This is a genomic window from Thioalkalivibrio paradoxus ARh 1, from assembly GCF_000227685.2.
Classification (GTDB): Bacteria; Pseudomonadota; Gammaproteobacteria; order Ectothiorhodospirales; family Ectothiorhodospiraceae; genus Thioalkalivibrio; species Thioalkalivibrio paradoxus.
The window spans coordinates 2,260,133-2,279,954 of record NZ_CP007029.1; the positions used below are offsets into that span (position 1 = coordinate 2,260,133).

Consider the following 19,822-nt stretch of genomic DNA (forward strand, 5'->3'; position numbering starts at 1 on the left):
GCCCGGGCGGGAAGGCACACCGGTCCGAAGGGATCAGGTGCCCGGCAGCGGAGGGATCCACTCGCTGACCGAGGGCACGGTCCGGCCCGCGGGGCCGGTCGAGGCGTTGCCGGGTCCCGCATGGTGGCCGGAACCGTCCGTGGTCATGTCGAAGTTGAGCGTGTAGACGGTATGCCATAGGTCCACGACCAGCTTGGCCGCCGGGATATCGGGGGTGGTCACCAGCGGATTCACTTTCGGCGCCTCGGTGCCGTACTGGTAGACCGCCATGCTGTAGTCTGTCGCGGCGGCCCCGTCGCCGGTGTAGTAGAGGACGTAGATGTAGGTCTGCTTCTCGTTGCCGACCGCGGCAATGTCGAGATAGCTGTGCTCGCCCGACTGGAACAATGGCAGAAACGGCGTCGGGTGGCCGTCCGCGTCGACGAAACGGTTGACCGGGTCACCGTGGAGATCGAACGCCTGGATGCGGGCGACGACATGGCTGCCCTGGCCTTCCGCCCGGGTGTCCTCCAGCACCAGGATGGTGCCGTCGTACGAGCAGGTCACCGCCACTGGGCGGAACAGCAGCCCCGCCCGGTCCGTTTCCAGCGCCTCGCCTGCGTAGGTGCGGGCCACCGGCAGGGCGTCGTCCGCCGCGCCATCGATGGAAAGCGGCGCGATCTGGAGCTTGTTGATCCGGTTGTGGGAGGTGACCGCGATCACGTAGCCCGCGGGGTGCAGCGCGAACGAGGTCGGGAAGAAGGGGAAGCGCCCGTGGCTCGGCAGCTTGGCGCCGGTATCGAAGGGTGTCCCGGTATCGAGCACCACCCTTCGCAGATGGTAGCCGCCGTCCTTGTCGAGACTGACATCCGACTTGCGCGGATCGATGTAGTAGGCACCGAGCGCCACGTCGTTCGGGTCGGGGCACGGCTTGCCGTCGGGGCCCAACACCCATTGTCCGTCCTTCATCTCGAACTTCGGCGGGTACGGGTCGTAGACGAGTTGCGTCGGCCCCTCGAAGCCGCACTGCGGAAACTTGGCGGCGGGAACCGACATCCCAGGGATCGCGATGTTCTGGAAGGCGTTCAGTTGCCCACCCTGGCCGCTGACGCACGAGTCGATGCCCATGCCGGCCGCCTTCCAGGCAAAACCGATCATTCCCTGCCGCTGGCTGAGCGTGAGACCGTACCACTCGGAGATCGCGTTGCCGGTGCTGCTGGTGTTGCGGCTCGCGATCGTGGCGGTCGGTGCCTCGGCAGTGGGCTGCCACTGGTAGCGGCCTTCCCGGAAGGTGAGCAACGCCGAGTGCCGGTAGATGGATTTCTCCGTGAGCGGGATCGGGTACTGGACCAGATACATCGTCACCTGCGCGACATCGGACTCGTCGTTCTCCAGCCAGCCGGTGGTCGCCTTGCCGGCCAGCCATCGGTCCAGGTAGAAGTCCGCCTCGAACTTCACCTGGCCACCCAGCGTGTTGTTGGGGAAGCTGGCAGCCAGCGTGGCATCGGAAAAGCCCGCGGGCAGGTCGTGCTGCACCAGCCGCGCCGGACGGGCCTGGTCCTTGTAGATCATCTTCACGGTATACGACGCGCTGCTCCCGGCCGGTCCCTGGGGCCAGGTGCCATGCCTCGGGTCCGGGTGCAGCGTCACCTGCGTGGTGATCGCGGTGGAAATCCGGTTCTCGATGTTCCACGGCGAGGTGGCGACTTCGACGATGGTTTCGGCCATCTGCGCGATCCCGGTCGCGATGTTGATCGCGATCATGATCCAGCCCGCGTACGGGATCTCGTCGGCCGCCTCCTCCGTCGCCATCTCTGCCTCGACCCATAGCAACGCCTTGGTGGCCGCCTTGTTGAACAGCAGTTGGGCCAGCGTGGAAAAGGCGTGCCAGTTCATCTCCTTGTGCGCGGCGCTCACGCCGAACTGTGCACCGAAGAAGGCCACGCCACCACCCACCACCGCCGCCACGAACTTCTTGTTCCCGGAGAGTTCGTCGACGATGTCGTAGAGCGGCTTGTAGGACTGCGCGGCAGTGGCAGCCGCCAGCATGAATGCCGGTACGCCGAGGTTGAAGATGCCGGTCATCACACCGCCGACGATCGGCGTCTTTGGCCAGTGGTCGGCGCCCGTGCCGAGACCGGACCCATAGATGCTGGCGCTGACCGCGTCTGGCGGAAAGGTCAGCGTCACCTCCAGCTTGCCGGGATCCGCGACGATCGGAATCGCCATCACGTTGTTCACCGGCCCGATGTAGCCGATGAAACGGAGGTCGTCGTACTGGATGTCGAGCGCCTCGTTGATCACCTCGGTGATGATGCCGGCGTCCGCATTCCAGTCGGGCACCTTCATCGCGTTGCCGTCCGCGTCGTAGAAGCGGATGTAGGCGCCCAGGTAGCGGATGTACTCGTTGGTGAGGGTGAGCTTCACCTTGCGCTTGTCGCGATCGAGCACCTCCATCGCCGTTTTCATGCCGTGCACGACGCGACTGTTCTGCAGGGTGGCGTTCCAGTCGTCGCCCGCCAGCGCGCGGATGTCGGCGGCGAGCTGCAGGCTTTCGGATGCCGTCGCGATGTCGACGCTCTGCCCCGTCTGCTGCGTCCACTTGCCCTGCCACTGCCCGGTCCTCGGATCCTTCCTCACCTTCAGGCGCGGATCGTTCTTCGTGGCCTTCATCATCGAGGTCATCACCGCGCCCGCAGCGTCCATGCTCGCCGGCGTCGGCTGCGCGAAGTAGTAGGTCTTGTCTCCGTGGTATCCGGCGTCGGGGTTGTCCGGCGTGAACGGAACCAGGCGCGCCCAGCCGGAGTTCTCGGTCGGAGGGCCCATGCGGCGCATCTGGGCCGCGAGGTCGTTGAACTGCCCGCTGATCTGGACGTTGTTGTCCATGTAATCGTGGATGATCCGGGTCGTCTCCGGATCCTTGTTGATGAGATCCGCGTGGTGAAAGACGAGGGATTTTGCGGTGGAGACGTAGTCGATGGTCTGGTGCATTGCGCCGCCATTGGCCACCAGCGCGGCCAATCGCTCCGGCGGCGGCGGGCAGTGGATCGCGACATGGGAAACGCCGTGAACCGCCCTGGCATCGGGAAACGACTTCAGCGTGTGCTTGAGATGAACGCGAACGACCGTACCGGCCGGAAGTTCCACCGGCCGTTCGGTGTAGTGCGTCAGCTGTCGGTGCGCCAGCTGCGGCGCCTGCTCGCGCAGCCGCGCGAGGCTCCGGGCCGTATGCGGCACCAGCGCATGTCGTGTCCCCACCGCATGCAGCCAGTACTCCTCGCCGGGATGGGCATCGGACAGATCCGCGTGAAACACCGTGGGCACCGGTCCCGAGACCCCGGCGGCCTTGCCGCCGTCATTCCTTTCGACAGCTCCGGTCATGACATCTCCTTGCACAATGCTTGATGGATGAATCCAGCCCGGCGGTCTCTCCCGCGTGGCAGCGTGCGTGGAACGCCCGTAGGCGATGCGACACCGTCCGGGAAGCCGGCTGCCACGATGGCGCCTAACGCGTCGGGCACTTCGGGGTCTTGAGCACGACCCATTGGTTGTTCGCGGAGTTGAACTCCGCGCACTGGCTGGTCTGCAGCGCCCGATAGCTCCCGTCCAGCTGCAACGCCGCGCAGTCGAAGCCGGCATTGCATCCGACCTCGAGGAAGGCGAGCCGGCCATCGGGGTTTTGCTTGGCGCTGTTGGCGATTGCCGACAGCGCGCCGACGCTCGACAGCGAATTCCCCGAAAGATCCAGGTAGCTGAGCGAGGTGAGACGATCGAGGCTCGGGTTGTAAGCGTCGAGCACCGAGGCGAGCTGGTTGTCCGAGGCATCGGCGTAGATCAGCGTGTCCTGGATGGCCAGGTCGAGCGCGGTGAGCGCATTGCCCGATACATCCAGCACCTCCAGCGCCTGCAGGATATCGAGGTGCTGAATCGACTTGAGCCGGTTGTTCGAGGCATCGAGCCGCACCAGGCCGGTGGTGTTCGACAGGTCGAGCAGCGTGAGCGCGTTGTTGGCAATCTTCAGGCTCTGCAGGTTCGGAAGCGGCAGCGCGTACTGCTCGATCCGGTTGGCGCTCAGGTCCAGGCTCAGCAGCGAAGTGAAGTGCTCGAGCCCGGTGAGATCCTCGATCTGCCGTCCAGGACAGCGGACCTCGGGCAGCGCCTGGGCAGTCTGTACCGTCACCTCTGACGGGTGCCCCGGCAGCATCTCCAGAATGCAGGACTTCAGATTGTCATCCTTGAAGTGGACGATGTCGCCGGGAGGCGCATCACAGGGCGGTTTCGACCACACCGTCCGCAACGCGTGGTCGGGGGGCGGCGAACAGTCGCGCGTCTGCCAGCCGGGGATAATCCACTGCCGGCCGGTGCAGGGGGCGACCTCGCCGTTCGGACAGTACACGCTCGCGTTCAGCACCGGAAACGTAACGGGCCCGTACGCCTCCTGGGTGATGTCGATGGTGCCACACCAGTTGAATCCCGCCTTGGGCGGGCAGCACTCGCCGGCCGGCGGCATCACTGCGGCCTGGAAGTCGGCGGCGGTGATCGTGGCGTTGCTGAAATCGCTGCCACCCAGCTGCGTACAGGTGAAATCGACACCCGTGCCGCCGCTGTCCGGGGTGGTCTTCATGGTCGTGCCGGTGAAGCGGGCCTGTTGCAGCACCGAGCCGTGAAAGCTGACGTTCTCCAGGATGGAACCATCGAAACTGACGTCCGGCATGATCACGCCGTTGAAGCTCGTTCCCTGCAGGGTCGCGTCGTTGAATCGGGCCCGGGTCAGGATGACGCTGTTGAACTGGACGAAGTTGACGGCTGCGCCGGAAAAGTAGGTGTCGGTCAGGTCGGCTCCGAGCACGGAAGCGGCCGGCAGCGTACCGCTGGGCGTGAGGTCCGCATGGATGAAGCTGGCGTTCCTGAGGGTCGCTCCCGACAGGTTCGCGCCATGCAGCACCGCGAAATTCAGCGTGGCGTGCGAGAGATTGGCTCCCCTGAACACCGCCTGTGTGAGATCCGCTGCCTTGCGTGGATCCCGCGAATCCGGGGTGTCCGGGCAGGCCTTGCCGTTGGGATTGTCCTTGTCGTCGCCCTTGGCTCCATAAAACCGCGCGCAGGAGAGCCCGGCGCCGGTCAGGTCGGCGTGCACCAGGCGGACGCCGTTCAGGGCGGCGTCGTCGAGCTTCGCCGCGATCAGATTCGCTCCGCTGAAGTCCACGCCGGTGAGATTGGCGCCGGTCATGTCGATGCTGCTGAAGTTCGCGCCCACCAGGATCGCGCCCGTGATGTCCTTCCCCTTCAGGGAAAAGGTGCTGGGGCTCACGTTCTGGAAGTTGGTGCGGGTGAAGTCGATCTGCCCCCAGTGGTCGGTGGTGATCGCGTTCACGTCCAGCGTGGCATGGCTGAAATCGGTGCGACAGCCGTCGCCGGCGGCGATCTGCTGCCGCGGCCCGAACTCCGCGTGCATCAGCGACGTGCCCGAGAAGTCGGTGCAGCGGAACTCGGCGAAGGTGAAGCGGGTGGCGTTCAGGATGGCGTCAATGAAACAGGTCTCGTGAAGCACCGCGCCGGAGAAATTCACAGGCCCGAAACCGGAGGGGCCCAGGTCGGCTCCCCTGAAGCTCGCACCGGTCAGGTCCTGGCCGTCGAAGCGGGCCCCCTTCAGGATCGCGTTCTCGAAGTTGGCGCCCCGCAACGAGCCGGCCGGGCGGTCATGGAAGTTGCGGTTGGTGAGGTCCTGCCCCGAGTAGTCCGGCCCCGAGGGCGCAACAGGACAGGCCGAGCGATGCTCGAGACTGGGCGGCTGGTGTGCGTCTCGTAACGGGGCGTCGGCTGCGAACGCCGCCGATCCACCTGTCAGTAAGAGCACGAACCCAGCAGCGCGTACACTCGATCCGGGCCCGGCAACGGTCTGCAATGCTGTGAACATCCCTGTCACCCCGCGTACGGTTGGTTGGCAGGCACTCGGCTCCGATGGCCGGAACCAGCCGCAGAATCGTTGCCAGCAACTCGCGCCGCCCGAGCACCTCGCCTACTTAGAACGCACGATCTACGACTTTCCGACTAGTGTAGTCAGCATCCGGCGTTTTTTCACCGGCAAGTCCCCAACGCGGAGCATGGGCGGATTCCCAGGCCACGAGCGTGTGCCGTTCCCAGCGTCTGGACCGCGGCAAGGCCGTCGCCGGCAATGGCGTTCCCGAACGCAGCAGAGCTATCGCGGGCGACATCGATTTCCCCACGTCGAAACCGTGCCCAGTCGTGCGCACCCAGCGGGCCGTGCCGCTGCCGATTTGTGGAACGAACCTTGCGGTCCAGCAGGCCCAGCGCAACCCTCTGGGGTCACGTCGGTGCGGGGCCGTCGCGCTCGACCTGCACAAGCCTCGGCGCGAGGTAGTCTCCCTATGCCGGTCAGCCGATCGATCCCATGGGTCCGGGGTAACTCACCTCCTCCAGCTCGCCGGTATCAACGTCGTAGATGAACCCACGCACCGTCACCGCGTCGGGCCCGCTGGCAGGAAGCCACGGGTGATTCTTGATCGCCGAAATGCCCCGCCGAACGTCCCACGCCAGACGCTCCATGTTCTTGTCGTCGCGCGGCGAGTCCAGTGGCTCGATCGGGCCGCGGAAGGCATGGAAGGCAACCGGACTGCTCGAGGCCTTGCCGGTACTGACGAAGGTACGGCCAGTTGCCTGACCGAGCAGCTTCTCCGCGGCCGCATCGCCCTCGAGGCCGGCCTTGAGCAGATCGTCGGTGAATGCCAGCATGCCGCAGCGGGTGTGGTGGATGAGGATGATCTCGTTGGTGTTCAACAGGTGATGCGAGATAATCAGGCAGCGGATCGCATCCTCGGTGACGACGCCGCCGGCGTTGCGGATGATATGCGCCTCGCCGGTCTGCAGTCCCAGCAGGTCTTCGACGTCCAGGCGTGCATCCATGCAGGCGACGACCGCCACGCGCCGCGACGGCTGGATCGGCTGTTTGCCGGGGTAGCCCGGCATGTGTACCGGTTCGCCACTGGCATATTGCTGGTTGTTTCGGAGAAGTTCGTCTGTGTTCGAGGTCGCCATGGTATCCCCTCCAAGCCTGTCGTCTGATGGATGACGCGCATACTCTCCCGGTCGGCACGTTGCAGCGCGTTCGCGTAACCTCTCTTATAGTTGGCCGGAGCGGACAATCACAGGCAGGCGCGCATCGTGCTGCAGCCGTCGCACCATCGAACGCATTCAGCCGCAGCAGTATCCGCGCTTCGACAGCCTGCGGGATGTCCCCCTGGGGATCTGGAAAAATCCGAAGCTGATTGTCGAACGATTCCTTCCCGAGCGTGAGGACGACGTCTTCTTCGTCCGGTACTGGACGTTTTTCGGATCCCGCCAGATGAGCGGCCGGTACGGGTCTTACGACCCGATTGTGAAATTCGGCAACCGGGTCACCCCGGACACTGCCGTGGAGATTCCACCGGCGCTTCGACGCACGAGGAACGAACTGGGGATGGACTACGGCCGCTTCGACTATGTCATGCATGACGGAAACCCCGTGCTGCTGGACGTCAACAAGACGATGGGCGGGGGGGCACCCCTGCGCGGCTATCGGCAGGCGCTGGCCGAATTGGCGGCGGGAATCGAGGATTTCGTGTAATGAAATGCCATGATCATTCGGCGCTACGCGGCCACATTCCACCCGAGACGTTCGATGTCCAGGAACGTGAGCGCTGGCGCCAGACTCGTTATCTGGAAGCGCTCGCGGAACATCACCGTCACAGCACCGATCGGAGCGACCTCTTGCACGCGATTGGGGCACTGTTCGAAGCGCTGGAGCAACTCGGGCGTGGATTCCGGCAATCGGCGCCCACGGCGATCCTGGACGTAGGGTGCGGCAATGGTGAGGTCGCATCGCGCCTCCTGCGAATGCTTTCGGCTCGCTGTGCGATCGACTATCTCGGCATGGACATCGACGCACGGATGCTGAAGGAGGCGCGATCGCACCTAATGGCCCAAACTCCAACGGGAAGCCGGGCGGTGCTTCGGCTGGCCGACTACCGCGACCGGACATGCTGGGATGCACTGGCCGATCATGCGTTCGATTTCGTCTGGATGGTCCACAGTGGCTACTATCTGAGTCACGGGCACACCGCCTTTCTTCAACGGCTCAGCAGCTTGCTTACTCCGGACGGGCTCGCCGTCCTCATTCACAATCCGGAAGGCAATGCGCCGTTCCTGGCTGCGGCACGGACGGTCGATCTGCAGTGCGACGCGTTGCGATTCCGCCGCGAGATCGTTGTGCCAACCATATCGCCCGCCGTGTACGAGGCGATGGCAACGGATCCAGAGGATCTGGATGCCTTCAGCCGGACATTCCAAGCCACCCCGGCTGCCCGGGCACTGCGCCTGATGCTCGAGTTCTACCTCCCCGAATACCCGCTCGAGGCCCTGCCGGCCGACGCCCGGTCGACTTACGTGAGGCAGTGGCAACATCACTTGGCGTCCGAGCAGAATCGCTTTTCCAACCAACACGAGATGGTGCTGCTGTGGGCACGCGGGTATCCCCACGAGACCCGCAAGCAGCTTGTCACGACTTTGCGGGGAGTCCTTGCACATGAGTGAGCAGCAGTACTTCGATACGATCGCCGACGGATACGGGACGCTGGACACGGGATCCACGCCGGTCCGGCGCTACGCAGAAACCCATACACTTTCGAGATTGCTACCGCCCTTGCAGGGGCGGACAGTACTCGAACTTGCCTGTAGTGATGGATTCTTCTCCCGCATCATTCGTCGGCATGGCGCCGCGTCGGTGCTGGCCGTCGACCTATCTCCGCAGATGATCGCACTGGCACGCCTGCATGAAGAACGGGATCCGCTCGGGATCGAATACCGAACGGGCAGCGTCCTCGATATCGGGATATTGGGTGCGTTCGACCTCGTTTTCTCCCCGTTCGTGATGAGCTATGCGAAAGATCGGGCCGAACTCCTGCAGATGTGCCGCATCCTCTACGACAATCTCAAGCCGGGAGGAACACTCCTGAGCATGAACGACAATCCCGACCTGCTTCCAGACTCCGAAACGGGCTTTGAGAAATATGGGAAGACCAAGCGCATCGCCGAACTGGCCAAGGACGCAGCAAAGCTGACGGTCACCTGGCTCGTGCCCGATGCCGAGGGCGGAATCCAACAGCTGGCGTTCGACTGCCGCTACTTCACCCGCGACGCGCTGGAATGGGCACTCTCAGAGGCCGGCTTCGTCGACGTTCGGATCCATCGTCCGGGCATATCGCCGGAGGGGATGGAACGCTACGGAACGGATTACTGGACACTCTTCCTGGAACACCCGCTGTTGGTGTTCGTGAAAGCACGCAAACCGGGGGACCGGACGCCGACACCCGAGGCATAGGAATCCAGAGGGCGTTCAGGCGTGCAGACCGCAGGCAGGCGGCGATGCGATCGGATCTGCCCAGCGCTCACCAGGCATCGTGGAAAACCGTCCGCATGCCTCCGGTGCAGTGGTCGGCCGCGCTGCACCATTCTCGATCCGAACGCGATGGTGCCCTCGTCACCAGCCGCTGCAGGAACCTGGACTCTGCACCGCAGCCGCGGGTCCGCAAACGCCAGTGTGTCGAAGCCATTGCGGCTGGAGGCGGACTCGCAACGTCCGACGACTGCGGTCACCCGCCTGCGTCTGCCCGCGTAACCCGAAGCACGCGTCCGTCCGGCTTGTCGGTCAGCAGGTACAGCGCGCCATCCGGGCCCTCTCGCACGTCGCGCAGGCGCTCGCCGACTTCCGCGAACAGCACCTCCTCGCCGATCACCCGGGTACCGTCGAGCGACAGCCGGCGCACTTGGCGCTGCACCAGCGAACTGATCAGCAGGCTTCCGTGCCACTCGGGAAACAGATCGCCGCGGTACAGCGCCATTCCCGACGGCGCGATTGCCGGGGTCCAGTGCCGCACCGGCTCGCGCATGCCCGGCAGCGAGGTATAGGGCGTGATCCGGGCCCCGGAATAATCGATGCCGTGACTGGCCATCGGCCATCCATAGTTCACACCGGGTTCGATCAGGTTGAGTTCGTCGCCGCCACGCGGCCCGTGCTCGTGCGCCCAGAGCACCGCGTTCTGCGCATCGAAGACGATCCCTTGCACGTTCCGGTGCCCATAGCTGTAGATTTCCGGGAGTGCATCGGCCCTGCCGACAAACGGGTTGTCTGCCGGTACCCGCCCATCGCGATGCACGCGAACGATGCTGCCAGTGTGGCTGTCCAGGCGCTGCGCGTCCTCGCGATTGTCAAAGGCATCGCCCAAACCCAGCACGAGCGTGCCGTCCGGAAGCAGTGCCAAACGTCCGCCGAAGTGCACGGGAGTCGCGCGCTTCGGACGTGCCTCGAACAGCACCTCGACATCCGCCAGCCGGTCGCCGTCGAGCCGCGCACGCAACAGGCGCGTCGTGTTCGCGGCACCCGTTCCGTACGCCTGGGTCAGGTAGATCAGACCGTTGTCGTCGAAATCGGGGTCGGGCAGCACCTCGAACAGCCCGCCCTGGCTGCGAACGAAGGACTCGGGCACTTCTGCCACCGGCGCGTCCAGCAAGCGCCTCTGGTCGATGATCCGCAACCGGCCCGCGCGCTCGGTCACCAGCATCCGGTCGTCCGGAAGGAACGCGATGGACCAGGGATGTTCCAGCCCGGACGCGACGGTCTCGATCCGGTACTCTGCCGCCTGAACGCCCCCGGAAACGACGACCAGCACCAGCAGCAGGCCACGGCACAGTCGATCGAGGGAAGCGCCGATCAAACCGTGATCGCCCGCACGGCGGATGACGGCCTTAGGCCTTTTCCGCCCTACGCCTCTTTCATCATCGGGGGTGGCCGCGTGCGCCATCAGAGGTAGTGCCGCGCTTCGCTCGCAATCACAGGGTAGATTCCTCTGCGCTTCCCGAGGGACATCACGGGATGATTTTTCGGGTTGCGACTGCAAGAATAGCAGATGCGTCGGGCCGGGCGGCGGCGGTTCCGTGACACAAACTGGGGAGTGCCATTCGGATGCACAGGCTCAGAACGGCGTTGGCGGGGTTCGGGGCGGTGGTCGTGACCGCGGCAGCCGGCAGTGTGATCCAGACCCAGTTCAATCTGGCGATGATCCAGCGCCTGGGCGCCCCGATTCCCTGGCCGGTGCGGCTCGAAACCACTCTGCACGACCTGGCGGGCTTCGCACCGACCTACGCGTTGCTGGTCGCCGCGGGATTTCTGATCGCGCTTCCGGTCAGCGGCCTGCTCGCCCGCCGGTGGCCGCAGATGCGCATCGCACTGCATGCGCTGGCCGGATTCGCCGCAATCGCCGCCGCACTGCTGGTGATGAACGCGCTGCTCCCGGCAACGATGATCGGCGCCGCGCGCTTTGCCTCGGGCATCGGCGCGCTCGCGGCAGCAGGCGCGCTCGGTGGATGGCTGTTCGCGCTCTGGACCCGGCCGCACGGCCCGCGCTGACTGCCAGCGCGCTGCCACGCCCGCATGCCCTGCAACGACCCTTCGCCGGGTGACACTTCGCGGGGCGCGACAGCCCGTTGATCACGCGCCGCGCTGCGCTGCGTGCGCACCGGCTCCGGGTGCCCGGTCGTTTCCGCCTGCGCCGTCGCCCATGCGCTCAGGCGATGACCGTCTCGGTATCCTTTTCGATGTCGAACTGCAGCACCGCGAGCGCCTCGTCGTACTTGTCCAGCAGTTCCGACTGATCGCGCCCGCCGATGAACACGTTGGCGATCTCGTAGCTGTACATGTCCTGGCCCTGGAGATCCTTCAGGTGCTGCCCCGGCCTGACCGGGATCTTCACCTCGGTACCCGGCTGGCGGCTCTTCAGACGTTCGATCGCTGCGGGGCTCGGAACCCGCAGGACGCGGCCGCTTTCCACGGTGCGGAACATGAAATGCGCCGCGACGTTGAACGGACCCTGGCGCTCCATCGGCTTCGGCTTGCGCCCCAGCGCCAGGTCCACCATCACCGAGTGGTGGGAGACACCGTGCACCTTCTCGAAGATGTCGGTGTGCGCCTGCGAGATGCGCGGGTTGATCTCGAGCAGCCAGACATGATCGGCATTCGGGTCATAGAAGAACTCGACGTTGAACGGCGAGTGATCGAGCCCGATGCCCCGTACCGCCGAGCGCGCGACATCGATCATCCGATGCTGGATCTCCAGCGGCAGCGACGATGGGTATTCGTAGCGTGCGAACGACGAGCTGTCCGGGGCGCGTACCGAATCGACCACGCCGTAGACGTTCACCTCGCCCCCATGGCTGTAGCCCTCGAGGGTGCACTGGCGCCCGCCGATCTGCGATTCGGCGACGAAGCTCTCGGGCATCTCGGCGATCTCCGGCGGTGCACCGAATTCCTGCATCAGGTAACGGAACGGCTCGTTCATGAAACCGCCCCGCTCGCGGCAGACCGGCATCGCCGCGCGAAACTGGCGTTCGTCGTTGATCTGGAACGCGAGGAACGAGCGGAACGACTTGATGGGTTTGATCCAGAACGGCGGCAGCAGCGCGATCCGGCTCCAGGCGTCGTCGTCGAACGGATCGAACGGCTGAAACTGCGGAATATGCTCGGGAATCGCCTTGCGCTGCTCCAGACGACTCCAGTACTTGTTCTCGCACTTGAGCACAGACTCGAGCGTCGGCCCGGGCACGCCGAAGCGCTCGGCCAGGACCGGCACCAGCACGGTGCCAGGAAAGTCGTAATAGCTGGCGATTGCGTCCACCGACCCGCCAGCCGACTCGATATTGCGCACGGCCTTGTCGATCAGTGCGGCCATGTCGAATTCCTCGACATTGCGGATGTCGGCAATGTCCAACGCCGCATGGAAGTCGCATTCGGCGGCCTGCGGCAGGCGCTCCAGCTTGGCGCGGTTGAAGGGATCGAGCCCGATGATGAAGACGTTTTTCCTGCTCACCTGAACTCCTTCCGGCACGGGTTGCTCATGGGTGGCCGCACGCGGCAGCCGGCATCACAGGCAGTCGCGAGGGACGGTCTCGTCCCAGCTCTTCGCAAACACGCGGACGTCGCCGTCATACGCATCGAGCGTCGCGCGGATCAGGAATGCATCGCGGGTCGACGTCAGCACAGTGCGCGTGACCGTGCGTGCCGACCAATCGCCACGGCGGAAATGGCGAGTGTGCACCACCTCGCCGCGCACGGTGTCGTAGACGTCGCTGCGGTAGCTGTACCGCTCCCGCACATCGCGGCCGAACACCAGGTCGTTGTCGTGCAGGTGCAGCACCGGGTCGTTGTTGGTCACATCGAGCGCGACTTCGTTGGTCGCGAGGTTGTGTTCCACCTTCCACTCGCGGTGCGCCGGTGCGAGCAGGGTATGTGCGGGCGTCGGCGCCTGGCGCGGTTCACCGAGGTCGCGCGGCACCGGGGTGTCCGCGGGCGCGCGGCGCTCGGGCAGGTGCAGGCGGCAGCCTTCCAGATGCAGCGTCAGGCGCGCGGGCTCGGGCGCCGGCCACGCCAGCGGCCAGTAGGAGCTCGAGATCGCCAGGCGGATGCGGTGGCCGCGGCGGAAACGCTGGGCGACCTCGTTCAGGCGCATGCGGGTGCGGTAGCGCCGCCCGGGTTCCAGTGGCTGGGGATCGTCGTGGCCGTCGCGGTGGGCCAGGTTGCGGATGCCGAAGGTCACGCGCGTCGCACGGTCGTCGGGGTCGACGTCGGACAGGCGCGCGGCGACCTGGGCCACCGGCCGGTCGGCCGAGATCTCCAGTTCCAGCACGGTGTCCCCGAGCAGGTCGAGATCGGCCTCCAGCGGATCGGTATCGAAGACCAGCGCGCCGCCGTCCTCCAGCCGCTGGTCGGAGGGCAGGTCGGTGGTCTCGGCATAGGAACACCACTTGCCGGCGAACAGGCCGACGCTCAGCGGGCTGCGGATGGTCAGGGCCTCCGCCTCGTCGGTGCGTCCGTTGCCGCTGACCAGCCGTCCCTTGGCCAGTTCGAACTCGCCGTAATGGATGTTGGGGCTGGGCCAGTGCTCCTCGGCGATCCACTCGCCGGTGATCTCCGGCACCAATGGGCTGCGGGCGTCGTGCAGCCACAGCCGCGCCATCGGATCGGAGTCCACGCCGCGGTCGATGCCCTTGAGCCAGTGATCCCACCAGCGCACGCACTCGCCGAGGAAATCGATCGTCGGCCCGGGGCCGCCCATGTGCGGGTACTTGTGCCCCCAGGGCCCGACCAGCCCGGCACGCGGAACCTGCAGATGCTCGAGCAGGCGGAACACGGTGTTGGAGTAGCCGTCGGCCCAACCGCTGACCGCCATCACCGGCACCTCGATCGCGCTGTAGTCCTCGCAGACCGAGGCGTGCTTCCAGTAGTCGTCGCGGCGCTGGTGTTCCAGCCACTGGTGCAGCCACAGGCCGCTGTCCTCGAGCCGCTCCAGCCACATCTCGCGCCAGCGGTCGCCGACCACGCGCGGGTCCGGCGGGCAGGAGTTGAAGCCGAACATGGTCGAGGCCCAGGAGAGATTGTCGGTCAGCAGGCAGCCGCCCATGTAATGCACATCGTCGGCGTAGCGGTCGTCGGACGAGCACACCGAGATCACCGCGCCGAGCTCGGGCGGCTGCAGCGCCGCCAGCTGCAGGCCGTTGAAGCCGCCCCAGGACAACCCGAACAGGCCGACCTTGCCCGAACACCAGGGCTGGTCCGCGATCCAGCGCAGGATCTCGAGGCCGTCGTCGAGTTCCTGCTGCAGGTATTCGTCGCGCAGCACGCCGTCCGAGTCGCCGGAGCCGCGCAGGTCCACGCGCACCCCGGCATAACCGTGGGCCGCGAAGAAGCCGTGGATCTCGGCGTCGCGCAATGCCTTGTGGTCGTTCTTGCGGTAGGGAATGTACTCGAGGATCGCCGGCACCGGGTTCTGTTCGGCGCCCTCGGGCAGCCAGATGCGGGCCGACAGGCTGCAACCGTCGGGCATCGTGATCCAGGTGTGCTCGATCACGCGCACGCGGGTTTCCGGATCCATGTCGCTACCTCCGCCTATGCTGCATCACGCCCGTTGTGTATCCCGTCCGGCAGCCCCGACCGCCATTGCGGGCGCTCGGGCCACCACGCGGTGGCTCCGGCCTTTCGAGGCCGTGCGCCGCTACCGGCGATTGTATACCCTGGGTTCGGTACTCGTGGCCCCGGCCGGGAAATGCTGGTGGCTGGAGCAGGTGAATCGTTGCAGAACGGCCACCCGGCTGGCCGAACGATCCCGCCCCGGCCCGTCGCTTTCCGGGTGTTCCGTATTCATCCTGGGCCCGCTTGTCGTGCTCCCGAGGCCTCACTCGCGCGAATACGACGCCTGGACAGGCACCGGGCGGCAAGGTCGCCTGGGCCAGGATCAGCCGGGAAATACCGCGGCGCGGAGCATCTTGCGGCGCATGTAGGCGATCCGGGTCTGCAGGCCCAGGTTCTTCGGGCAGACGTCCTCGCAGCCGAGCAGCGACATGCAGCCGAACACCCCGTCGTCGTCGCCGATCAGCTCGTAGTACTCGGCATCGCTGCGCGCATCACGCGGATCCAGCCGCAGGCGGGCGATCCGATTCAGCCCCACCGCGCCGACGAAATCCTTGCGCATGCGCGCGGTACCGCAGGCGGCCAGGCAGCAGCCGCACTCGATGCAGCGGTCGAGTTCGTAGATCTGCTCGGCGAGTTCCGGCTCCATCCGCTCCTCGAGCCGGCGCAGGTCCACATCCTCCTGCGCATGCACCCAGGCCTCGAGGCGCTCGGTCATCTGCCGCATCCACTTGCCGGTGTTCACCGACAGATCGCCGATCAGTTCGAAGAACGGCAGCGGTGCCAGTGTGATCCGTTCGCCGAGACTGCCGGTGAGCGTGCGGCAGGCGAGCCCCGGGCGGCCATCGATCAGCATCGCGCAGCTGCCGCAGATGCCGGCCCGGCAGACGAAGTCGAACTGCAGGCTCGGATCCTGGTGGTCGCGGATGTCGTTCAGCGCGACGAACAATGTCATGCTCGGCGCCTCGTCGACCTCGAAGGTCTGCAGATGCGGCCGGCTGTCCGGATCCTGCGGGTTATAGCGCAGGATCCGGAGCTGCAGCCTGCGCCCGGTACCTTCCCCGTTCGCCGGGCTCGCTGCGTTCGCGCTCATGGCAGCCGCTCCGTCAGGCGTTCGTTGCGCCCGCGGTATTGCTCCGGCAGCAGCGCCTCGTACTCCATCAGCGCCGCCTGCCGCGCGAAACGATCCGCTTCCGGAATGGCCGCGAGGATGCGTTCGACCTCGGCGACGCGCGCCGCGGTATCGGGATGCTCGATGTGGTTGCGTGCACCATAGCCGCGGAAGCCGGGCGGCAGTTCCATCGTCGTCACGTCGATCTCCTCGTAGCCGATCGTCGGCAGCGTGTCGTCGTCGGATGGCCAGGTCGCGAGCGTGCGCTTCAGCCAGTCGCGGTCGTCGCGCTGCGGGAAATCCTCGCGAAAATGCGCGCCACGGCTCTCGGTACGCAGGCTCGCACCCTGGGCGACACAGAGCGCGATCTTCAGCATCTTCTGTACCCGGTAGGCGGCGACGAGTTCCGGGTTCGCCCCCCGGACCCGCGAACGCACGCCGATGTTGCGGCTGCGCGCGAGCAGTTCCTGCAGTTCGCGGACCGCCAATTCCAGTTCCTCGCCGGTGCGGAAAATGCCGACGCGGTCCATCATCACCTGCTCCATCCGGTTGCGCAGTTCGGTCGCGCTCTCGCTGCCGCCGCCGTGCAACAACCGGTCGAGCCGAGCCTGCTCGCGCTCCAGGAATTCGCGCACCAGTCCGACCGAAAGACCGGCACCGCCGCCTTCGGTGTCGCAGAAGTCGGCGACGAACTCGGACACGATCATTCCGGACACCACGGTTTCGGCAACCGAGTTGCCGCCGAGCCGGTTGAAGCCGTGCATGTCCCAGCAGGCCGACTCGCCACAGGCGAACAGGCCCTTCAGCCCCTGGCTCTGGCCGGTGTGGTCGGTGCGGATGCCGCCCATCGAGTAATGTTGGGTCGGGCGTACCGGGATCCACTGCTCGACCGGGTCGATACCGAGGAAGTATTCGCAGATATCCTTGACCTCGCGCAGGTTCTTCTCGATGTGCGCGCGGCCGAGGTTGGTGATGTCCAGCCACAGGTGCTCGCCGTAGCGCGACGGCACGCCCTTGCCCTTGCGCATGTGCTCGGTCATGCGCCGCGACACCACGTCGCGCGAGGCGAGTTCCTTCTTCTCCGGCTCGTAGTCGGGCATGAAGCGGTGGCCGTCGACGTCGCGCAGCACGCCGCCGTCGCCCCGGCAGCCCTCGGTGGTCAGGATGCCGGCGGTGATGATCGCGGTCGGGTGGAACTGCACCGCCTCCATGTTGCCGAGCGGCGCCACGCCCGTCTCCAATGCCAGCGCGACTCCGGTGCCCTCGCAGATGATCGCGTTGGTCGACACCTTGTAGATGCGCCCGTAGCCGCCCGTCGCGATCACCGTGGCGGTCGCGACGTAGGCCGTCAGTTCGCCGGTGATCAGGTCGCGCACCACCGCGCCGTGGCAGCGGCCGGCGTCGTGGATCAGCGCCAGCGCCTCCTGACGCTCGAGCACCGGGATGCCGTGCGCGATGGTCTGGTCGCCCAGCGCGTACAGCATCGTGTGGCCGGTGCCGTCGGAGGTATAGCAGGTGCGCCATTTCTTGGTGCCGCCGAAATCGCGCGCGGTGATCAGGCCATGCGCCTCGTCCGCCTCGGTGATCGTGACCTTTTCCGCATTGACGACCGACTCGCGGCTGCCGCGCGCGACCCGGCTCCAGGGCACACCCCAGGCCGCCAGTTCCCGGATCGCCTTCGGCGCGGTGTTCACGAACATGCGCACCACGCGCTGGTCGGCGCCCCAGTCCGAACCGCGAACGGTATCCTCGAAGTGCACGTCCTCGTTGTCGCCGGCGCCCATCGCGCTGTTGCCCAGGCTCGCCTGCATCCCGCCCTGCGCGGCCGCCGAGTGCGAACGCTTCGCCGGAACGAGGCTCAGGACCAGCACATCCCGCCCGCGCCGGCGCACGCCGACTGCGGTACGCAACCCGGCAAGGCCACCGCCAATCACCAGCACATCGGTGTACACGACCTTCATGGCAGCACCTCCCGCGACGCCTGCGCCGCCGGCAGGTCGCGCTCCCAGGTCGGCACATAGCGCTCGCCGGGTGCCCGATCCTCGAGCCCGATCCGGATATAGGTGCTGAGCGAAACGAGTCCGAGCAGAATGAAGAAAACGATGAAGCCGCGCATCGCCCATTTCAACCGCACCCTCCCCACTGCCGGGTCGCGCGCCGGAAGCCAGCCCCACTTCACGCCGACGCGGTACATGCCGACCGCTCCGTGTACGACCGCGGTGATCAGCAGCAGCAGGTACAGCGGCCACATCCACTCGCCGACCACGCGATCCGACGAGGCGTAGGGGCCGATGTTCGCGGGTTGCGAAAGCATCGTGTACAGATGCACCGCGACCAGAAAGAACAGCGCGAACCCCGTGTAGATCTGGACCCACCAGAGCGTCGTGTCCTCGTGGCGCATCACCCTGACGTGATCCCGAAACACTCGGTACTGCCGGTAGCCGTTCGGAAACTTGCGCACCGCCAGCACCGCGTGTAGCAGCACGATCGCGAGGATGAACGCCGAGAACAACGTGATGATGATCGGATAGGTGTCACCGAAGAAGTAGTAGCCTTCGAAGAAAATCGTCACACGGTACATCGCATCCTTGCCCAGCAGGATCGACGCCTCCGCAAACAGGTGCACCCAAAGGAACAGGGCCAGAAACAGCCCCGATGCGCTCTGCATGAAGTCCAGCCACGCCGGCCAGCGTCCCGTCTCGTGGCGCCCGGTCAGTGCCGCCCCGACCGCCAGTTCGCCCGTCTTGCCCATTCCGGCACCTGCCTTTCCGTTGGAGTGCGAAGCGACGGGTATCGACCACCACCCGACTCGGACATGCTAGGCCGGAAAACGCCCCTGGGCATTGATCCATGTCAGTGTCCTGGGGTGCGATCCGCGCGAGCTTCACCGAGCCGTCGCTGCACCGTGACTCGACCCTGGCCCAACTGACCAACCACCTGGCACCCCCGATTCCGTACCGGTTCGGGCAAGGGGCTTTCTCCTGCATCCCACTTGCGGGTGGCGTACCGCGCTCGGAATCGCCCGCTTGATCCGGGTCAAGGGCAGGTTCGGGTGCTCCTGCTAGCGTCGGCCTGCCCGCCTCAGGGAGTAGCCCAAGTGACCGGAATCCGTACCCCTCACAGCGAAGACCGCCGGACTCGCGCCGCCGAAATGGCCGACGAGGCATCTGCCACCTCCAATCCCATGGGAGCCTGATTCGTGGAAATCCGCATCGACGTCCGGGACCTCCCGCCCCCGGGACCCATGCAGCAAGTTCTGGATCGGCTCCCCGAACTCGCACCGGGCGACGTGCTGCGCATGCTGCACCGTCGCGATCCCTATCCGCTCTATCCGATCCTGAAGGACATGGGCTTCGCCCACACGGTGCGCCATACGCTGGAGGTGCCGTTCGAGATCCTGATCTGGAGGGCGGATGGCCCGGTCCCGGACGCGGTTCGAGGTGAAACGCCCAACACTGCGCCGTGACACCGGCCAGGGGCTCGGTCGGGGCCAGCGCAGTTTCCCCCGCCCGCTGTGTCTGTTCGGGGTGGAGTTTGCGGGCGTACAGATGAGCGCGGGAGGAGCCCCTGCAGACTCGCTGGACGCTTGAACAAATTCGCAACCGTCCCGGCGCGAACCCGCACAGGCACTACATCGCCCTTCTCGTCGCTGGCCGACGGCACCACCACTCGCCAGTGGGCTTGCCCCAACCGGGCTCCCGTCCGCGTCGGCTCGCCTC

At 66.1% G+C, this 19,822-nt stretch carries 15 protein-coding genes; 6 read left to right on the forward strand and 9 right to left on the reverse strand.

Features of this window, described 5'->3' with window-relative positions:
* Nucleotides 1–33: 33 nt before the first annotated feature.
* From THITH_RS10200 to THITH_RS10210, 3 genes are all read right to left on the reverse strand, one after another.
* On the reverse strand, nt 34–3,360 hold the full coding sequence (locus THITH_RS10200; RefSeq protein WP_006748203.1) for a hypothetical protein: 3,327 nt from the start codon (nt 3,358–3,360) through the stop codon (nt 34–36).
* Nucleotides 3,361–3,484: 124 nt separating this feature from the next.
* Nucleotides 3,485–5,836 carry a pentapeptide repeat-containing protein gene (locus THITH_RS10205; RefSeq protein ID WP_025367471.1) on the reverse strand — a complete coding sequence of 784 codons (2,352 nt, stop codon included), beginning with the start codon at nt 5,834–5,836 and terminating at the stop codon, nt 3,485–3,487.
* Nucleotides 5,837–6,375: 539 nt separating this feature from the next.
* Nucleotides 6,376–7,035 (reverse strand): beta-class carbonic anhydrase, encoded by a 660-nt coding sequence (locus tag THITH_RS10210; protein WP_006748201.1) that lies wholly within the window; start codon nt 7,033–7,035, stop codon nt 6,376–6,378.
* 307 nt (nt 7,036–7,342) lie between these two features.
* On the opposite strand from THITH_RS10210, the gene THITH_RS10215 reads away from it, so the two are divergent.
* Genes THITH_RS10215 through THITH_RS10225 form a run of 3 tightly spaced genes read left to right on the forward strand, consistent with a single transcriptional unit; the run spans nt 7,343 to nt 9,355 of the window.
* On the forward strand, nt 7,343–7,603 hold the full coding sequence (locus THITH_RS10215; RefSeq protein WP_006748200.1) for a hypothetical protein: 261 nt from the start codon (nt 7,343–7,345) through the stop codon (nt 7,601–7,603).
* Nucleotides 7,603–8,568 carry a methyltransferase domain-containing protein gene (locus tag THITH_RS10220; RefSeq protein WP_006748199.1) on the forward strand — a complete coding sequence of 322 codons (966 nt, stop codon included), beginning with the start codon at nt 7,603–7,605 and terminating at the stop codon, nt 8,566–8,568. The genes THITH_RS10215 and THITH_RS10220 overlap by 1 nt, the downstream gene beginning before the upstream one ends.
* Nucleotides 8,561–9,355 carry a class I SAM-dependent methyltransferase gene (locus THITH_RS10225; RefSeq protein ID WP_006748198.1) on the forward strand — a complete coding sequence of 265 codons (795 nt, stop codon included), beginning with the start codon at nt 8,561–8,563 and terminating at the stop codon, nt 9,353–9,355. Before THITH_RS10220 ends, THITH_RS10225 begins: the two co-directional genes overlap by 8 nt.
* 271 nt (nt 9,356–9,626) lie before the next feature.
* Here the strand turns inward: THITH_RS10225 and THITH_RS10230 are convergent, their stop codons facing one another.
* On the reverse strand, nt 9,627–10,748 hold the full coding sequence (locus tag THITH_RS10230; protein ID WP_025367472.1) for a PQQ-dependent sugar dehydrogenase: 1,122 nt from the start codon (nt 10,746–10,748) through the stop codon (nt 9,627–9,629).
* A 248-nt stretch (nt 10,749–10,996) separates the two neighbouring features.
* Here THITH_RS10230 and THITH_RS10235 point away from each other — a divergent pair, with 248 nt between their 5' ends.
* The gene (locus tag THITH_RS10235) at nt 10,997–11,440 is read left to right on the forward strand and encodes a hypothetical protein (protein ID WP_006748196.1); all 444 of its coding nucleotides are present in this window, start codon (nt 10,997–10,999) and stop codon (nt 11,438–11,440) included.
* 157 nt (nt 11,441–11,597) lie between these two features.
* Here THITH_RS10235 and THITH_RS10240 read toward each other — a convergent pair whose 3' ends face one another.
* The 5 genes from THITH_RS10240 to THITH_RS10260 all read right to left on the reverse strand — a co-directional run bounded on the left by THITH_RS10240 (nt 11,598) and on the right by THITH_RS10260 (nt 18,855).
* Nucleotides 11,598–12,896 carry an ATP-grasp domain-containing protein gene (locus tag THITH_RS10240; protein ID WP_006748195.1) on the reverse strand — a complete coding sequence of 433 codons (1,299 nt, stop codon included), beginning with the start codon at nt 12,894–12,896 and terminating at the stop codon, nt 11,598–11,600.
* A 54-nt stretch (nt 12,897–12,950) separates the two neighbouring features.
* Complete coding sequence (locus THITH_RS10245) at nt 12,951–14,957, reverse strand: CocE/NonD family hydrolase (protein ID WP_006748194.1); 2,007 nt, start codon at nt 14,955–14,957, stop codon at nt 12,951–12,953.
* A gap of 360 nt (nt 14,958–15,317) precedes the next feature.
* A complete protein-coding gene (locus THITH_RS10250) occupies nt 15,318–16,085 on the reverse strand; it encodes a fumarate reductase iron-sulfur subunit (protein WP_006748193.1) in 768 nt (255 codons plus the stop codon).
* Nucleotides 16,082–18,064, reverse strand: a complete 1,983-nt coding sequence (locus tag THITH_RS10255) for a fumarate reductase flavoprotein subunit (protein WP_006748192.1) — start codon at nt 18,062–18,064, stop codon at nt 16,082–16,084. Before THITH_RS10255 ends, THITH_RS10250 begins: the two co-directional genes overlap by 4 nt.
* Nucleotides 18,061–18,855, reverse strand: coding sequence for a fumarate reductase cytochrome b subunit (locus THITH_RS10260; protein WP_006748191.1), 795 nt, complete (start codon nt 18,853–18,855; stop codon nt 18,061–18,063). Before THITH_RS10260 ends, THITH_RS10255 begins: the two co-directional genes overlap by 4 nt.
* A 98-nt stretch (nt 18,856–18,953) precedes the next feature.
* On the opposite strand from THITH_RS10260, the gene THITH_RS18530 reads away from it, so the two are divergent.
* Both THITH_RS18530 and THITH_RS10265 read left to right on the forward strand, forming a co-directional pair.
* Nucleotides 18,954–19,133, forward strand: a complete 180-nt coding sequence (locus THITH_RS18530) for a hypothetical protein (protein ID WP_156925515.1) — start codon at nt 18,954–18,956, stop codon at nt 19,131–19,133.
* A 169-nt stretch (nt 19,134–19,302) separates the two neighbouring features.
* Entirely contained in the window at nt 19,303–19,569 is a 267-nt protein-coding gene (locus THITH_RS10265; protein ID WP_006748190.1) for a DUF2249 domain-containing protein, read from the forward strand.
* The last annotated feature ends 253 nt before the right edge of the window (nt 19,570–19,822 follow it).